Raw genomic sequence first — 16,838 nt, forward strand, 5'->3', positions numbered from 1 at the left:
CAGGACCCGTCGGCACGGCGAGTCGCGCTCACGTCGGCGCCCGGTACAGCGAGTCCCGCCGTGCGGTGCACTGTGTCCGTGCGGCGAGTCCCCCTCACGTAGGCACGCCGGGTCCGTACGGCGAGTCCCGCCCGTGCGACGAGTCCCGCTCGTGCAGAGCATCCTCGCGGTGCGGGTCCCCACCGCCTGTCGCGACGAGCCCGGCGAGCACCCGGCCCAGGCCGTCCCGGAACCAGGTGTCGGCGTCGGCGTCGAAGGCGTCAGGAAGCTTGCCGCCACTCGCCGCCTCGAGCCAAGGGTGACGCCGCCGCACGCCCGTGCGGTCGAGCCGTCGCACCTCCGCCGACCACCAGGCCTGGTAGGTCGTCCCGGAGTGCGCAGCCTCCTCGCGCTCGGCGAGGAGCAGCAGAGCCATGCCCTGCACGTAGCCGCTCAGGGCGAGGTATCTGCCGAGAGCTGACGGCGGATCGAGGCCGAGCGCCATGAACGCCTCCGCGCTCGCCCGCGCAGCGTCCAGAACAGCGGGGACGAGGGGCGGGCGGCTGCTCGCGACGAGCGACAGGAGCCAGGGGTGCGACTGGTACGCCGCCCACTCCTCCTCGGCGAGACGCGTGAGCGTCCGGACCGGTGACCCGGACGACGGCACGGTGCGATGCGGTCGGACGAGAAGGTGCTGAACCACCGCCGCCACGAGACCGTCCCGACTCCCGAACACCCGGCGCACCTCGGGCAGCGCGACTCCGGCGTGATGAGCGACGGAGCGCAGCGTCACCGTCGCGATCCCATCAGCATCAGCAAGAGCGATGGCGACCCGGAGCAGATCGTCGCCAGCGTGGTCGGCCGCCTGGCCCGCCCCAGGTCCGGCCCCGGGCCGCGGCGTCGGAGCAGCGAGCCGACCTCGGTCCCTGCGCCGTCGGTACGCCCGCGACTGGCAGGAGCGGGAGCAGTAGCGACGGGGCCGACCGGTGCCCGCGGTCGGCCCCAGGTCCTGTCCGCACTCCACGCAGGTCATGCTCCGCCCTCCCCGGCGCTGGCTTCGTCGACGGCTTCGTCGACCACTTCGCCGATAGTTACGTCGCGCACGTTCGTGCGACGAAACTACTCCACCAGACGTGCGACGTGCACGAGCGTGGGCGAATGCTGATGTCTCACCTGACCGTCCGCCCGTCCGTGCCTTCGGAGTTCGACACCGTCCTCCCCATGTGCGTCGCGGCCTTCGCCGACGAAGCGGTCTCGGCGTGGGTCGAACCGGAGCCCGAGAGACGACAGGAACGCACCCGTGACCTCTTCGCCTCATCGCTTCGGGCGGCCGTCGGCTCCGGGCAGCTCGTCGTCGCGCTCCTTCCCGACGGGGACCCCGTCGCGGCCTCCGTCTGGGTCGATCTCGACGGTGCCCCGCGGCTCGCCGACCTTCCCGACCTTCCCGACGACGATGGCACGGTCTCCCGCCGTCTCGCCGCAGTCCTGTCGGCCACGGGCGCCCGGCACCCCGCGGTACCTCATGTCTATCTGTCGGCGATGGCGGCCTTGCCTCGGCACCGCGGGCTGGGTGCCGGGACCGCCATCCTTCGCTACGGCCTCGGTCGTGCGCGTGAGCTCGGTCTTCCCGTCTACCTGGAGGCGTCGACCCCCCGGAACCGGAGGCTCTACGCGCGGCACGGCTTCCAGGATCACAGCGAGCCCATCTACTTGCCCGAAGGTGGTCCGGCCCTCCAGCCCATGTGGCACGGAGCCGAGTGGCCGACGGCGGACGGGGCGCCCTCCTGAGGTGCCTCACGCCGCCGTCGGGCCGGGCCGCACGACGCCGGACCGGCCCCGACCCCGCCGACCCGACCGACCCGGGCAGTACCGGTCGCTCAGGATCGCTCGCTACGGAACGGCGTCAGTCTGCCGCCGGGCCGAAGCGTTCGGTCCGGACTCGCGCAGGGTCGTGGCCCTGGGCCACGATCATGCGCGAGACCGCCTCGACGAATCCCGTAGGGCCGCAGACGTACACCCGCGGCTCCAGCTCGGGCGGCCAGCCCCACGTCGCCAGCTCGGAGGCGGTAAGGCGCCGCGGCCCGCGCAATTCGGTGAGGGAGACGGCCCGCGTGAAGATCGTGCGGGCCTCGAACCCGTCAGCGCGGGCCGCGAGCGCCTCCAGCTCGTCCGGGTACAGCTGGTCCTCCGCCGTCCGGACCGAGTAGATCAGGCGGACCGGCGTCCGGTCCCCGGCGTCGCGCCGGGCCCGGGCCATGGACATCACCGGGACCAGGCCAGACCCTCCGGCCAGGAGCAGCACCGGCGTGCCCGCGTCAGCCACGGGGTCCCAGACGAACCATCCGCCGATGGGCCCACGAACCTCGATCGCGGATCCGGGCGGGAAGTCGTCGACCAGGTACGGGGACACCTCGCCGTCGCGCACCCTCTGGACGGTGACCTCGACCCGGCCTGCGCCGGTCGCCGTCGGTCCGCTCGCGAGGGAGTACGACCGTTCGGCGGTGTAACCGTCGGGTGCGGTGAGGCGCAGGTCGAGGTGCTGACCGGCCTGATGACCCGGCCAACCGGGCACGTCGAGCGCGAGCGTCACAGCGGACGAGCTCTCGGTCCGGCGCTCCACCAGGGTGGCGACCTGCCAGCCGGACCGGACGGCATACCGCTCACCGAGCCGGGCGCTCGGCTCCCCGGCAGGCGCCGTCACGGCGGGCCCCGTCACGGCGGGCCCCGTCACGGCAGATCCACGTCCCGCAGGCTCAGTCCCCGCAGGCTCAGTTCCCGCAGGTGCCACCTCGTCGGGCCGAACCCCCGAACGCGGCACGTCAGTCACCCTGATACCTCTGCTCGCGCCAGGGGTCGCCGAGGTCGTGATAGCCGAGCTTCTCCCAGAAGCCCGGCCGGTCCACCGGCATGAGGGTGAGCGAGCGCACCCACTTGGCCGACTTCCAGAAGTACAGGTGCGGCACCAGCAGCCGCGCGGGGCCGCCGTGCTCGGCGTGCAGCGGCGCACCGTCGAAGGTGTGCGCGATCCATGCCTTGCCGCCCAGCAGGTCGGCGACCGGCAGGTTGGTCGTGTAACCGCCGTAGGAGCCCACCATCGCGAAGTCCGCGGTGGACTCCACCTCCGCCAGCAGCACGTCGAGGGAGACGCCGCGCCACCGGGTACCGAACTTGGACCACCGCGTGACGCAGTGGATGTCCACGGTCGGCTCGTCCTGGGGCAGGGCCATCAGCTCGGCCCATGTCCAGGACTTCGTCACGCCGGCCTCGTTCGTGACGGTGAAGCTCCAGGTCGTCGAGCTGACGTTGGGCGTGGGGCCGGCGGAGAGAACAGGAAAGCCGCTCTCGGCGTACTGCCCCGCCGGCAGAGTCACGCCTTCGGGGCGCGCCCGGCCGCGAAAGCCGGGGGTGAGGGTGGCACCGGGGCCGCGGGCCAGCCCGGCGGAGTCGAACCCGGCTGCGTCGAACCCGGCAGAGTCAGGGCCACCCGGTGCGGGTGGAGTCGCACTGGTCATGTCTCAAGGTAGTGCGGCGGTGGTCGTGCCGTCATCCGACGACGGCACGCCCCGGTCGCCCACCACGCGGCGAGCAGGCAGTCATTGCCTGCCGCTGCGCAGAGCTGGCCGACCACCGGGCGCGCGGTGTGCTGTTTCGGGTTCGGGTTCGGGTTCCATGGCTCCGTGCACCCTCGCCCCGCCCTCCGACGACCGGCGTGCTGTGACCACCACCACGTCACGTCTCGCCGCGCCGCGTTGTCGAAAGGGTAAGACCACCAGGAGGTTGCCATGGAGAAGATTCTGATCGTCGGCGGCGGCTACGCCGGCTTCTACGCCGCGTGGGGACTGGAGAAGAAGCTCGGCCGGGGCGAGGCCGACGTCACCCTCGTGGACCCCCACGGCTACATGACCTACCAGCCGTTCCTGCCCGAGGTCGCGGCCGGATCCATCGAGGCGCGGCATGTCATGGTCTCGCTGCGCGGGCACCTGCACCGCACGACCGTCATCGCCGGACAGACGACGTCGATCGACCACGCGCACCGCACCGCCACCGTCCGGACCACCGACGGCGCCCCGCGCGAGATCGCGTACGACACGATCGTCGTCACCGCCGGCGCCGTGACCCGCACGTTCCCCGTCCCCGGCATCGAACAGGAGGCGATCGGTCTCAAGCACGTCGAGGAGGCCGTCGCGATCCGCGACCAGCTGCTGACCGCCTTCGACCGCGCCGCGCTGCTCCCGCCGGGCGTCGGGCGCCGTCGGCTGCTGACGGTCACCGTCGTCGGTGGTGGGTTCACCGGGGTCGAGGTCTTCGGCGAGCTGCTTTCCCTGGCCACGAGCATGCTGCGCGCCTACCCGGAGCTCTCCCGCGACGACCTGGACTTCCACCTCGTCGACTCGAACGACCGCATCCTGCCAGAGGTCACCGACGAGCCCGGCCGCTGGGTGGTGCGCCACCTGGAGAAGCGGGGTGCGCACCTGCACCTCGGCACCCAGGTGGTCTCGGCCGCCGACGGCCGGATCATGCTGTCCACCGGCGAGTCGTACGGCAACGGGCTGCTGATCTGGGCTGCAGGCAACGGCAGCAACCCCGTCGTCGCGCGCAACACCGATCTTCCGGTCGACGAGCGCGGCCTGGTCCGCGTCCGGGCCGACCTCCGGGTGGGGACCTCCGACGCACCGGTGCCGCACGCGTGGGCCGCCGGTGACAACGCCGCGGTCCCCGACCTGGCCGCGGCCGTCCCCGGCGCGCGGGCCGTGCCCAACGCGCAGCACGCGGTGCGCCAGGGCAAGCTTCTCGCGAAGAACCTGGTCGCGGACCTCCGCGGCAAGAACGTGCAGCCCTACCTCCACCACAGCCTCGGCACGGTGGCCACCCTCGGCATCGGGCACGGCATCTTCCAGTACCGCCGGCTGGTCATCACGGGCTTCCCCGCCTGGCTCATGCACCGCGGCTACCACGTCCTCGCCGTGCCGACGTGGGAACGCAAGATCCGCGTGCTGCTCGTCTGGGTGTCGGCGGTGATCTTCGGCCGGGACATCATCCCGCTCTCCACGGTGCAGCGGCCACGTGCGGCTTTCCTCGCCGGCGGCGACCCGTTCGCCGGGTCCGACGGCGAGCATCCGGCCGTCCGGCCCGCGCCCCACGACAGGCCCGAGCCCCACGACAGGCCCGAGCTGAGCGTGGTGCGCGATGCGGGCTGACCGTCGCCACCTCCGGCGCCAACAGAGCCAACAGAGCCAACAGAGCCAGCAGCGCCGCCGTCGTCCGCGGGCCGTCCTCGCCCAGCTCGACGCACGGTTCCCGGACCTCGCCCGACGGCGGGTGCGCCTGCGCTGGTCCAACCTGTTCGGCGTCGTTACGTTCGCCTGCCTGCTCGTGCTGGCGCTGACCGGCGTCCTGCTGGCTTCCTGGTACACGCCGTCGAACGAGCTCGTCACCTACGACGGGCCTTACGCACCGCTCCAGGGTGCCACGGTGACGAAGGCCTTCGACTCGACCATGCGCATCTCGTTCGAGCAGACCGGCGGCCTCCTGCTGCGCCAGACGCACCACTGGGCAGCGCTGGTCATGCCGGCGTCGATGATCGTGCAGCTCCTCGTCACGTTCTTCACCGGCGGGTTCCGCCGTCCGCGGCAGCTGAGCTGGGTCCTGCTGGTCGTGGCCTTCATCCTGGTGCTCGCCGCCGGGTGGAGCGGCTACGCCCTGCCGGACGACATGCTGTCGGGCACCGGCCTGCGCATCGTGGAGGGCGTGGTCCTCAGCATCCCGTTCGTCGGCACCTGGGTGGCGAGCTGGATGTTCGGCGGGCCGTTCCCCGGCCAGATCATCGAAAACCTCTACCCCGTGCACGCCGTCGTCGCGCCCGGGTTGCTCGTGCTGGTCCTGGCGGTGCGCGCGGTGCTCTTCGTCCGGCACGGGCAGGCAGCCCACCCGCGACCCGCACCGGCACCGTCGCTCGGGCTGCGCCTCTGGCCCGACGCCGCCCTCCGGGCCGCCGGGATGGTCGGCCTGACCAGCGCGGTGCTGGTCCTGCTCGGGGCAACCTCGACGATCAGCCCCGTCTGGTCCTACGGACCGGCGTCCGTCGGCGAGGTGGGCGCCGGAAGCCAGCCCGACTGGTACATGGGCTTCCTGGACGGTGCGCTGCGGCTGGTACCCGTCGGCTGGGAGACCGAGTGGATGGGCTGGACCGTCACCTTCGCGACCCTGGTCCCCCTGGCCGTGATCGGCGGATACTTCGCGATCCTGATCGTCTACCCGTACATCGAGGCGTGGGTCAACCAGGACCGCGAGCCGCACCACGTCCTCGACCGGCCGAGGAACGTCCCGGTCCGCACGGGGATCGGCGTCGCCGGAGCGCTCTTCTACGGCATCCTGTGGGGCGCCGCGAGCGCCGACATCGTCTCCACCGAGTTCAGCGTGCCGTTCGAGACGATCATCACGACGCTCCAGGTCGCACTGGTCATCGGTCCGCCGCTGGCGTTCGAGGTCGCTCGCCGCCTGTGCGTCGGCCTGCAGCGCAAGGACCGCGAGGTGGCGCTGCACGGGCACGAGACGGGCCGGATCGTCCGGATGCCGAACGGCGGGTACGCGGAGATCCACCAGCCGGCCGACGACGCGGAGCGGGCGCTGCTGTCCGTGGCTCCTGTCCCACCCGTGCCGGGCCGCCCGGACGGCAAGGGTCGGCTCAGCGGGCGGGAGCGGCTGCGTGGGGCGCTGTCGCGACAGTTCGGCACCGGGCATGTGGTGCCGGTCCTGGACGGCGACCGGACCCCGGTGATCGATCCGGCAGCCGGTCCGGGAGGTGATCCGGCAGCCGATCGAGCGATCGAACCGGCACCACGGCTCCACGTGCCGTAGCTCGCGGCGCGCCCCGTGCAGCGTTCGGCCGGCCGATGACGCTGACCCCGTCGGTGGTGACCATGACGTTGCCGGGGTGGTAGTCGCCGTGCACAGGACCAGACCGGGCCGGCCATCGTGGTCGATGACGTCGGTCAGGACCGGCGCGATGCGGTGTCCCGCCAGGCTGGTCAGTGCCAGCGCCTCGGTGTGGTGCCCGTGATGTCCGTGGTGCCCGTGGTGCCCGTGGTGCCCGTGGTGCCCGTGGTGCCCGCGATATCCGGTGCGGCAGAGCTTGACGACTGCGTCACTACACCATGCGTACAACTCGGCCTCGCGCCCGGAGCCTCCGCCACCTTGTTTCCGGGAACTGATCGATCACCCGGGTGATCTTGAGTTCTGTGGTGAGGATTCGGGTACAGAATTCGAGTGCGACGGCTAGCATCCGACGACCAGAGCAGTGACTGGTCACCCGAACAGAGGCCCGCACATGGATATCGCCGAGCGAATCGCTTCGCTTGCAACCAAGATCGAACAGCAGAAGGCCAACATCGCGACGGAAGAGGCGACCAAGAACGCATTCATCATGCCGTTCATCGCCCATGTCCTCGGCTATGACGTCTTCAATCCCGGCGAGGTAGTTCCTGAGTTCACGGCCGACGTCGGCACGAAAAAGGGCGAGAAGATCGACTACGCCATCGTCAAGGACGGCGAAGTTCAGATCTTGATCGAGGCCAAGGCGGTCGGTGCTCCGCTAGCGCTGAACCATGCGTCGCAGCTTTTTCGCTACTTCGCGGTAGCGAACGCACGCATCGCGATTCTGACAAATGGTCAGCACTATCATTTTTTCACGGACCTCGACAGACCCAACCGCATGGACGAGACGCCATTCCTGCAGCTGGATCTCCTGGAGCTCGACGAGTCCCTCATCCCCGAGGTCCAGAAGCTGACCAAGGAGACCTTCGATGTGGACTCCGTGGTCAGCGCCGCCGAGGAGCTCAAGCACATCGGAGCGCTCAAGCGGAGCCTCGCTTCCCAGTTTCGCGAGCCGGATGACGAGTGGATCAAGGGCCTGACCGGCCGGGTATACGAGGGACCGATCACGCAGAAGGTGCGCGACCAGTTCCGCGTCCTCGTCTCGAAGGCGATGCAGCAGTTCGTCGCGGACCAGGTGAACGACCGGATCAAGGCTGCGCTGGGGGGCAAGGTCTACGCCACCGCCGGTTCCACAGACCTCACCGCAGAGGCCTCCGTCGAAGCGGACCTCGACGAGTCTGGCTCTGGATCCGGTCGAGGGTTCGAGACGACGCTCGAAGAGATCGAGGCGTTCCAGATCGTGCGCGCGATCGCCTGCAGCGAGGTCTCGCCCGTTCGGATCGTCCAGCGCGATACGAAGAGCTACATGGGCGTCCTGCTGGACGACAACAACCGCAAGCCGATCGCGCGGCTCCACTTCAACACCGGGCAGAAGTACCTCGGCCTCTTCGACGAGGAAAAGACCGAGACCCGGCACGCGATCGAGTCGCTCGACCAGGTCTACGAGCACGCAGAGCACATCCGGAAGACGGTGCACTACTACGTGTGACCACAGCAGGGACGCCGCAGGCCGGGCCCACCGCCCCGCCTGCGGCGTTCACAGACACGGGCATCGCAGGTACCGGCGGCAGATGCGGATCGTCGATGACTGCTTCCCGTCGTGCCGTCAGCAGCGCCCCGGCTCCTCTTCTCGCGGCTGATCCTGTGTCGCCCGGAGCGTCGCGACGACGGAGGGCCACCGGCCCGCGGTCCGCACCAGGACGACGTCGGCCCGCGCACCCGGGACGAGCGATCCGCGGTCGGTCAGCCCCGCCGCTCGCGCCGGGCCCGAGGTGACGAGGGCTACGGCGCGCGGCAGGTCGGCCAGGCCCTCCCGGACGAGCACCTCGATGACGGCCAGCAACGTGGCAGGCACGTAGTCGGACGCGAGCGCGTCCACGAGCCCGAGGGCCACCAGCTCGCGCGCCGAGACGTTGGCGGTGTGCGAGCCGCCGCGCACCGCGTTCGGTGCGCCGGCCACGATCGCGAGCCCGTCGGCTCGGGCGGCGCGGGCAGCCTCGACGGTCGTCGGGAACTCGGCGACGACGCCGCCGCGGGCCACCAGCGCCTCGATGTCACCGGCGGATTCCGGGTCGTGGCCCGCCAGGCGGATCCGGCCGGCGTGGGCGAGGTCACCGAGCCGGGTCAGGGTCGCGGCGGCGACGTTGGACCGGTCCTCGCGTTCCTGGCGCCAGCTCCGGACGTGGGCGCGTGCGTCGTCGGCCGAGAAGCCCTCCCTGCCCACGAGCAGGCGTTCCATGGCCGCCGGGTCGGCGTACTGCCCGATCCCCGGGGTGTGGTCCTCGTGGGAGACCAGGGGTGGGATGTCGCGGGGCGAGGTGTGCGCGAGCGCCGCCTCGAGCTCGGGCAGCGCGGCGGGGCTGCGGATGTCGAGCCGGTACAGCACCCGCGCGCCGGACGCCCGGGCCTCGGGCGCCTGGAGCGCGTGGAGCAGGTCCTCTGGTCCCGGTAGGCCCGCTGGCAGGCCGACGGGCGTGTGCGCGCCGAAGGGCACGCCGTGGAAGGCGGTGAGCACCCCGCAGCCGGCGAGACGTTCGGTGGCGGTGCGGACGGCGAGGTCGAGCGGGAGGTCGGCGCCGGGGCGCGGCTTGCGCTCGTGGGCGAGGACGTCGGTGTGCACGTCCACGAGGCCGGGCAGGCAGAGGGCTCCGCGGCCGTCGAGGTCGGGGCGCGCTCCGGGCGGTCGCGCGCCCACCTCGACGATGCGGCCGCCGCGCACGACCACCCAGGCGTCGTCGACCACCCGGTCGGGCAGGACGGCGGTGACGCCGCCGAGGGTCCAGTCCCCCGGAGTCTCCCCGAGCGGCCAGCCCCCGGCCGGCGCAGCCCGCGGCGTGCTCGACGCATGATTCACCGCCACAGCATGGTTCACCGCCACAGCATGGTTCACCGCCTCATGTTGTCCGGACGACCTGGCGGGACGGTGAACGACAGTTCACCCGCCGTTCACCACCGCAGGGCCGCCGGTTCTCTCCGCCCTCGCAGACTCGGCGACGGCGCCCGTACGGGGCTGCCAGAAAGCACCGCCTGAACGGCTACGACCGGAGAGATGATGAAGAGCACCAAGACCCTCACCGCGGCGGCGTTCGCCGCCGCGACGGCGCTGACGATGTCCGCGTGTGCCGGTGGTTCCGGGGCCGCCGCGGAGAGCACCACCGCCGAGGGCTTCCCGTCGGTCATCCGGCTCGCCGCGATCCCGGCGGAGAACTCGACGGATCTCGCCGCCGGGTACGACCCCATCGTCGCGATGCTCGAGGAGGAGACGGGCGCCACCGTCGAGGTGAGCCAGGCCTCCGACTACGCGGGCGTCATCGAGGGTCTCATCGCCGACAAGGTCGACATCGCGTTCCTCGGGTCGTTCGCGTACGTGATCGCCACGCACAACGACGCAGCGATCACTCCCCTCGGTGCGGCCATCGAGGCGAAGGACGCCGAGCCCGGCTACCACTCGCTCGGCATCGCCCCCGGCGACAGCGACATCGACAGCCTCGAGGACTTCGCCGGGCACAGCGTGTGCTTCGTCGACCCCGGCTCGACGTCCGGCTTCCTGTACCCGAGCGCCGGCCTCATCGACGCCGGCGTCGTCGCCTCCGGCAAGGAGGCCGACGTCGCAGCCGGTGTCCAGCCCGTCTACGCCGGAGCGCACGACGCCTCGGCGCTCGGTGTCGCCGCCGGTGACTGCGAGGCGGGCTTCGCCATGGAGTCCATGGTCACCGAGACGCTCCCGGCGGCCGGCGACCTCGCCGACGGCGACCTGAAGGAGGTCTGGCGCTCGCCGAAGATCTCTGGCTCGCTCTTCGTCGGCAACGACGCGCTCGGCGAGGACGTCAACGCGAAGCTCACGAGCCTCATCACCGAGAAGGCCAACTCGGAGTACCTGCTGTCGGAGGGCTACTGCGACGGCGAGTGCCTGCTCACCGACGAGGACGCCTGGGGCTTCGCGCCCGCAAAGGACGCTGACTACGACGGCACCCGTGAGGTCTGCACGCTCACCAAGTCGGACAAGTGCGAGGGCTGACCGTGCAGCCCGACACCGTGCAGCCCGACACCGTGCAGCCCGACAACGTGCGACCCGACACCGTGCAGCCCGACGCCGGCGAGCCCGTCGTCCGGGTGCGCGGCCTCACCAAGGAGTTCGACGGGACGACGGCGCTGGCGGGCGTCGACCTCGACGTGGCCCGTGGCGAGCTGCTCGTGCTGCTCGGTCTGTCGGGCTCGGGCAAGTCGACGCTCCTGCGCTGCCTGAACGGCCTGCACCGGCCCACGGCCGGCGAGGTCACCGTGGCGGGCACGCGGGTCGACCGCGCGTCGGGGCGCGAGCTGCGCCGCCTGCGCACGGAGGTGGGCTTCGTGTTCCAGCAGTTCAACCTGGTCGGCCGGCTCACCTGCCTGGAGAACGTCCTGATCGGTGGGCTCGGGCGGGTCCGCGGGCCTCGGTACGGCGTCACGACCTACTCGCGCGCGATGCGGGAGGAGGCGCTCGCCCACATCGAGCGGGTGGGCCTCGCGGACCACGCCTACCAGCGGGCCGACACCCTCTCGGGCGGCCAGCAGCAGCGCGTCGCCATCGCCAGGACCCTCATGCAGCGACCCCAGCTCGTCCTGGCCGACGAGCCCGTCGCGTCGCTCGACCCGGAGAACTCGGGCGCGGTGATGGACCTCCTCGTGCGCGTGTGCGCCGAGGAGGGGCTGACCGTCGTGTGCACCCTGCACCAGGTGGACCTGGCGCTCGGCTGGGCGCACCGGCTGGTCGGGCTGCGCAGTGGCGAGAAGGTCCTCGACCGGCCAGCAGCGGGCCTGACCCGGGACGACGCCATGTCGATCTACCGGCACGTCGAACCGGCAGAGGCTCTGGCGTGAGCGCACCGACCACCCGGGAACGCCGCGACGGGCACAACACCGGAGCGCACAACACCGGCGGGCACAGCACCGGCGGCCGGCTCCCCCCGCCGCCCACGCCACAGCAGCGCGCGCTCCGCTGGATCGCCGGCGGTTCGGTGCTGCTCGCGCTCGTCGCGGCGTCGTCGATCGGCCTCGACCTGCCGACGCTGATCGCCGGGGGCGAGGACGTCGCGTCGCTCGTCGAACGGATGCTCCCGCCGCGCGTCGACGACCCCGCGCGCATCGCCGCGCTCACCCTCGACACCGTGCTCATGGCGTTCCTCGGGACGGTGCTCGCGACGTTCCTGTCGGTTCCCCTCGCGTTCCTCGCCGCCCGGACGACGACGCCGCACCCCGCCGTCGCCACCGTCGCACGCGGGCTGATCACCTTCTGCCGCGCGGTGCCCGACCTCGTGTTCGCGGTCCTGTTCGTCCGGGCGCTCGGGCTCGGTGTGCTGCCCGGCGTGCTCGCCCTCGCGCTGCACTCGGTCGGCATGCTCGGCAAGCTCTTCGCCGACGCGATCGAGGACGCCGACCCGGGCCCCCGCGAGGCGGTGCGCAGCGTCGGCGTCGGCCCGCTGCGCGAGCTGCTCAACGGTGTGGTGCCCCAGGTGGTGCCCGCCTGGGTGTCGGCGTTCGTCTACCGGGTCGACATCAACCTGCGCACGTCCGTCGTGCTCGGCTTCGTCGGCGCGGGCGGGATCGGGTTCGCCCTGCAGGACGCGCTGCGCGGCCTCGTGTACCCGAAGGCGCTGGGCATCGTCGCGATCATCCTCGTGGTCGTCGCGGCCATGGAGCTGCTGTCGATGGCGGTCCGTCGCGCGCTGCTGGCACCCCGCAACCCGCGCTTCGAGCGCGACCGGGTGGTGCGGTTCCTCTCCGGCGGAGCGGCGCTCGCCCTCACGGTGTTCGCGTTCGTCCGCCTCGGCATCGACCCTCTCGCCCTGGTGACGTCCGTGCCCGACCTGCTCGCGGTCGCCGGCCGCACCTTCCCCCCGGATCTGACGTCGCTCGGGCCGGTGCTCTGGGAGGCCCTCCTCCAGACGCTCGCCATCGGGCTCGTGGCGACGGCGATCGGCGTCGTGCTGTCGCTCCCGCTCGGCCTGCTCGCGGCCCGGAACGTGGCGCCGCACCCCGTGGTCCATGCCGCTGCCCGCACGACGGTGCTCGTGGTGCGGGCCGTCCCTGAGCTCGTCCTCGCGGTGATCCTGGTCGCCGCCGTCGGGCTCGGTCCGGTCGCGGGTGCCATCGCGCTCGGCATCGGCTCGATCGGGTTCCTCGGCAAGCTGGTCGCCGACGCCGTCGAGGAGATTCCCGCCGGGCCCGCCGAGGCGGTGCGGTCCGTCGGCGGCGGCTGGTGGAAGGTGCTCTTCGCGGCGGTCCTGCCCCAGAGCCTGCCGTCGGTCGTCGGCTCGACGCTCTACCTGCTCGACGTCAACATCCGGACCTCGACGATCCTCGGGATCGTCGGCGCGGGCGGCGTGGGCTTCCTGCTGTTCGAGGCGGTACGCACGCTCCGGTTCGAGGTGGTCGGCGGCATCGTGCTGCTGGTGTTCGTCGTCGTCCTGCTCATCGAAAGGCTCTCCGGGTGGATCCGCGCACAGCTGACCTGACCACTGACCTACCTTCCGCCCTCCCCGCTCCCGCTCCGCCCGGCGGCCCTCTCACGGGCCGGACCACCGTGGCCCTGTGGGAGGGCGGCGACGCCGTCCGGCTCGTCGAGGTACCGCTCCCCGAACCGGGCCCCGGTGAGGTGCTCGTCCGCATCCGGCTCGCGACGGTCTGCGGGAGCGACCGGCACACCGTGTCCGGGCGGCGCGCGGCGCCGGTCCCCTCGGTACTCGGGCACGAGGCGGTGGGCGACGTCGTCGCGACCGGTTCCGGCGGGGCCACCGCTACCGCCGGCGCCGCCGACGCCGACGCCGACGCCGACGCCGCCGACGGTCGTCCGCTCGCAGAGGGCGACCGGGTCGTGTGGGGCGTGACCGTCGCGTGCGGCGCCTGTGACAGGTGCACTGCCGGACGCACGGCGAAGTGCCGGTCGGTCCGCAAGGTGGGGCACGAGGGGTTCGCGTCGGCCTGGCCGCTCAGCGGGACCTACGCCCAGCACATCCTGCTGCCGCGCGGCGCGACGATCGCGCACGTGCCGGACGCCCTGCCCGACGAGCTGGCGTCCCCCGCCGGCTGCGCCACCGCGACCGTCATGGCCACCCTCGAGGCGGCCGGACCGCTCACCGGGCGCCGCGTCCTGATCAGTGGCGCGGGGATGCTCGGCATCACCGCGGTGGCCGCCGCACGCGCAGCCGGCGCGGCGCAGGTCCTGGTCACGGACCCGGATCGCGCGCGGCTGGACCTCGCGGTGCGCTTCGGCGCCACCTCGACGCACGGTGTCGAGACGCACGGTGTCGAGACGCACGGTGTCGACGTGCCGGGCCCTGTGTCCGACGGCACTGCCGCGCTCGGCCCCGTCGACGTCGCGATCGAGCTGTCTGGGGCGAGCTCCGCGGTGGCCCGGTGCCTCGACGCCCTCGACGTCGGCGGGCGGCTCGTGCTGGCCGGCTCCGTGGCGCCCGCACCGTCCGTCCCGCTCGACGCGGAACGTGTGGTGCGCGGCTGGCTCACGATCACGGGCGTGCACAACTACGAGCCGCGACACCTGCGGGCGGCCCTGGAGCTGCTCGCCCGCACGTGCGACACGGTGCCGTGGCACGAGCTCGTCACGCCCGCCGTCGGGCTGTCTCAGGTCGGGCGGCTGCTCACCGGTCCGGCCGGCGTCGCACCGCGCGCGGCGGTGGTCCCATGAGCAGCCGGCTCGTGCAGCGCCGGCTCGTGGGCACCGAGCTCCACGATGACGCGGACGGCGTCCGCGCGCACCCAGCGCTCCGTCGAGAGCAGCGGCGGCCCGTCGACGCCGTCGCGCGCGAGGCTCGCGATCAGCCAGGCGGGGTCGCCCGGCCGACAGCCGAGGCCGGCGCTCGCGTCGTCGGGCGCGGACTCCATGCTGGCCCGCGTCCACGCGCGCTCCGGCCGCACCCTGGCGACCCCGCGCAGGATGGCGTCCAGCGACTCCTCGTGGCGCAGCGCGGTCGGCAGCTCGGGCACGAGCGCCACCGTCAGCCACTCGACGCCCCACGCGGCGGGCATGCCGTCGATGAACGACCGACGCACGAGGCGGAAGCCGGGCTCCCCCGGCTCGGTCCCGAGCGCGTTCGCGACGGAGGGCGGCAGCGGGACCTCGTCGCACGCCAGCACGACGGTGCGCGGCGTCGCCCCGGCCTCGCGGACCGTTCGGCTCCAGGACGGGGCCCGGCCCGGCGCGACGAGGTAGTCGACGCGCCGCCGCGTAAAGGTGCCGCCGCCCTGGATCCGGCTCACGAGCATCCGGCGCTCGAGCTCCACGAGGGCGGCGCGGGCCGCCGCGCGTCCGACGCCGAACCGCTGGCCGACGTCGGCCTCCGACGCGACCCGGGTGCCCGGCGGGACGTTCGCGAGCTCCTCCGCGAGCACCCGGACGATCTCGGTCGACTTGGTCACCCACGGACCGTAACCCGATCAGGTGGCTCCCGCATGAACTCGTACCCGTGCTCCACCGCGCACCCGACCCACCGTCAGAAGGGCCTCCAATGACCAGCTCCCGTCCAGCCCCGACGGCCGCCGGCCACGTGGTGGTCGTCGGCGCCGGAGTGGTCGGCCTCGGCGCTGCCGCCGAGGCCCACCGGCGCGGCTACCGTGTGACCGTCGTCGAGCAGGCCGCTTCGGTGGTCGGTGCGTCCGTGCAGAACTTCGGGCACGTCGGTGTCACGGCCCAGGCAGGCCCGGCCCGTGAGTACGCTCTCGCAGCTCGCGAACGCTGGCTGTCCCTCGGGTCCGCCGCGGGATTCGCCGTCGCACGGAGCGGCACGCACGTCGTCGCCCGGACGAGCACCGAGCTACGGCTGCTCGAAGAGTTCGCCGCCGAGCGCGGCGGCGACGAGGTCCACCTGCTCGACGCCGCGCAGACGCGATCGGCCGCGCCAGTGCGCCCGGAACCGGTGGTCGGCGGGGCGTACCTGCCCCTGGACCTCCAGGTCGACCCCCGGGTCGCGGCGCCGGCACTGGCCGCCTGGCTCGAGAGCCAAGGAGTGACCTTCCGGTGGCGGACGGCGGCCCGCGCGGTCGGCACCGGCCGCGTCGAGACCACCACGGGACGCATCGACGCGGACGTCGTGATCGTCGCCGCCCACCACGACCTCGACCGCCTCCTGCCCGACGTCGCCGCTCAGGCGCAGGTGCGTCGCTGCCGCCTGCACATGCTCCGGGTCCGGCCTTCCGGCACGACGCCGGGCCGCGCAGGGCAGGCGACCACCGGGGCGGGAACACCCGGAGCAGGGTCCGCCGGGGCGCGCTCGACCGGAGCAAGGTCCGCCGGGGCGCGCTCGACCGGAGCAAGGTCCGCCGGGGCGCGCTCGACCGGAGCAGGGTTCGCCGGAGCAGGGTTCACAGGCCCCGTGCTGACGGGCTGGTCCATGGTCCGGTACGCGGCGCTCGCCGCCTGCCCGTCCGCCTCCCTGGTCGCCGACGAGCTCGCGGCGGCGGACCCGGTCGCGGCGGGCTGGGACGTCAACCTGATGCTGACGCCCCAGCGGGACGGGACGCTGGTCGTCGGCGACACCCACCTCCGCGCGATCGACGCCCCGGTGTTCCAGGACGAGGAGGGCTACGCCGTCCTGCTGCGGCTGGTCGCCGACCTGCTCGGCACGGGTCTCGACGTCGTCGAGCGCTGGCAGGGCACGTACGCGACGGCTCCCGAGGAGTTCCTGGTCGCCGAGCCCGAACCGGGGGTGCACGTCGCGACGGTCACCACCGGCATCGGGATGACCACGGGCCTGGGGCTCGCCGCCCACGTGCTCGACCAGGCCGGGCTCACGGACTGACCGTCCCGTCTCGTACCGCCGTTCGCCGCTCCTGCCCGACGGTCCCGTCGTTCCTGCGCACGCCCGCAACGCACCATCCCTCACGCGTCTTCAGCCGCCACGTCGTACCCCACCCGTAGTACCCCACCCGTC

The 16,838-nt window shown here is 72.7% G+C and carries 14 protein-coding genes and 1 pseudogene; 9 read left to right on the forward strand and 6 right to left on the reverse strand.

Features of this window, described 5'->3' with window-relative positions:
- Positions 1-94: 94 nt before the first annotated feature.
- A complete protein-coding gene (locus APR04_RS05355) occupies positions 95-772 on the reverse strand; it encodes a TetR/AcrR family transcriptional regulator (RefSeq protein WP_253868364.1) in 678 nt (225 codons plus the stop codon).
- 365 nt (positions 773-1,137) lie between these two features.
- On the opposite strand from APR04_RS05355, the gene APR04_RS05360 reads away from it, so the two are divergent.
- Positions 1,138-1,767 carry a GNAT family N-acetyltransferase gene (locus tag APR04_RS05360; RefSeq protein WP_253868365.1) on the forward strand — a complete coding sequence of 210 codons (630 nt, stop codon included), beginning with the start codon at positions 1,138-1,140 and terminating at the stop codon, positions 1,765-1,767.
- 115 nt (positions 1,768-1,882) lie between these two features.
- On the opposite strand, the gene APR04_RS05365 is transcribed toward APR04_RS05360, so the two are convergent.
- Both APR04_RS05365 and APR04_RS05370 read right to left on the reverse strand, forming a co-directional pair.
- On the reverse strand, positions 1,883-2,710 hold the full coding sequence (locus tag APR04_RS05365; RefSeq protein WP_253868366.1) for a ferredoxin reductase: 828 nt from the start codon (positions 2,708-2,710) through the stop codon (positions 1,883-1,885).
- An 88-nt stretch (positions 2,711-2,798) separates the two neighbouring features.
- Positions 2,799-3,491, reverse strand: a complete 693-nt coding sequence (locus tag APR04_RS05370) for a sulfite oxidase-like oxidoreductase (RefSeq protein ID WP_253868367.1) — start codon at positions 3,489-3,491, stop codon at positions 2,799-2,801.
- A gap of 270 nt (positions 3,492-3,761) precedes the next feature.
- On the opposite strand from APR04_RS05370, the gene APR04_RS05375 reads away from it, so the two are divergent.
- Together APR04_RS05375 and APR04_RS05380 are read left to right on the forward strand one after the other, a co-directional pair.
- The gene (locus APR04_RS05375; RefSeq protein WP_253868368.1) at positions 3,762-5,177 is read left to right on the forward strand and encodes an NAD(P)/FAD-dependent oxidoreductase; all 1,416 of its coding nucleotides are present in this window, start codon (positions 3,762-3,764) and stop codon (positions 5,175-5,177) included.
- Positions 5,167-6,837: a cytochrome b gene (locus APR04_RS05380; protein ID WP_253868369.1), complete on the forward strand. Its 1,671-nt coding sequence runs from the start codon at positions 5,167-5,169 to the stop codon at positions 6,835-6,837. The genes APR04_RS05375 and APR04_RS05380 overlap by 11 nt, the downstream gene beginning before the upstream one ends.
- A 103-nt stretch (positions 6,838-6,940) precedes the next feature.
- Here the strand turns inward: APR04_RS05380 and APR04_RS31255 are convergent.
- Positions 6,941-7,108, reverse strand: a pseudogene (locus tag APR04_RS31255) (hypothetical protein); the annotation flags it as partial.
- Positions 7,109-7,306: 198 nt separating this feature from the next.
- Between APR04_RS31255 and APR04_RS05385 the strand changes: the two are divergent.
- Positions 7,307-8,401 (forward strand): type I restriction endonuclease, encoded by a 1,095-nt coding sequence (locus APR04_RS05385; protein WP_253868370.1) that lies wholly within the window; start codon positions 7,307-7,309, stop codon positions 8,399-8,401.
- Between the two features lie 117 nt (positions 8,402-8,518).
- On the opposite strand, the gene APR04_RS05390 is transcribed toward APR04_RS05385, so the two are convergent.
- Positions 8,519-9,784 (reverse strand): alpha-D-ribose 1-methylphosphonate 5-triphosphate diphosphatase, encoded by a 1,266-nt coding sequence (locus APR04_RS05390; protein ID WP_253868371.1) that lies wholly within the window; start codon positions 9,782-9,784, stop codon positions 8,519-8,521.
- Positions 9,785-9,964: 180 nt separating this feature from the next.
- Here APR04_RS05390 and APR04_RS05395 point away from each other — a divergent pair, with 180 nt between their 5' ends.
- Genes APR04_RS05395 through APR04_RS05410 form a run of 4 tightly spaced genes read left to right on the forward strand, consistent with a single transcriptional unit; the run spans position 9,965 to position 14,596 of the window.
- Entirely contained in the window at positions 9,965-10,930 is a 966-nt protein-coding gene (locus APR04_RS05395) for a phosphate/phosphite/phosphonate ABC transporter substrate-binding protein (protein ID WP_253868372.1), read from the forward strand.
- Positions 10,931-10,932: 2 nt separating this feature from the next.
- Positions 10,933-11,772 (forward strand): phosphonate ABC transporter ATP-binding protein, encoded by an 840-nt coding sequence (phnC, locus tag APR04_RS05400; RefSeq protein ID WP_308292323.1) that lies wholly within the window; start codon positions 10,933-10,935, stop codon positions 11,770-11,772.
- Positions 11,769-13,406 (forward strand): phosphonate ABC transporter, permease protein PhnE, encoded by a 1,638-nt coding sequence (phnE, locus tag APR04_RS05405; protein WP_253868373.1) that lies wholly within the window; start codon positions 11,769-11,771, stop codon positions 13,404-13,406. Before phnC ends, phnE begins: the two co-directional genes overlap by 4 nt.
- Positions 13,382-14,596: a zinc-binding dehydrogenase gene (locus APR04_RS05410; protein ID WP_253868374.1), complete on the forward strand. Its 1,215-nt coding sequence runs from the start codon at positions 13,382-13,384 to the stop codon at positions 14,594-14,596. The genes phnE and APR04_RS05410 overlap by 25 nt, the downstream gene beginning before the upstream one ends.
- Here the strand turns inward: APR04_RS05410 and APR04_RS05415 are convergent.
- Positions 14,533-15,327: a GntR family transcriptional regulator gene (locus APR04_RS05415; protein ID WP_253868375.1), complete on the reverse strand. Its 795-nt coding sequence runs from the start codon at positions 15,325-15,327 to the stop codon at positions 14,533-14,535. The two genes, APR04_RS05410 and APR04_RS05415, sit on opposite strands and share 64 nt — an antisense overlap.
- An 89-nt stretch (positions 15,328-15,416) precedes the next feature.
- On the opposite strand from APR04_RS05415, the gene APR04_RS30380 reads away from it, so the two are divergent.
- Positions 15,417-16,706 (forward strand): FAD-dependent oxidoreductase, encoded by a 1,290-nt coding sequence (locus tag APR04_RS30380; RefSeq protein WP_301312097.1) that lies wholly within the window; start codon positions 15,417-15,419, stop codon positions 16,704-16,706.
- The last annotated feature ends 132 nt before the right edge of the window (positions 16,707-16,838 follow it).

Origin of the sequence: Promicromonospora umidemergens (genome assembly GCF_024171995.1) — a bacterium.
Taxonomy (GTDB): domain Bacteria; phylum Actinomycetota; class Actinomycetes; order Actinomycetales; family Cellulomonadaceae; genus Promicromonospora; species Promicromonospora umidemergens.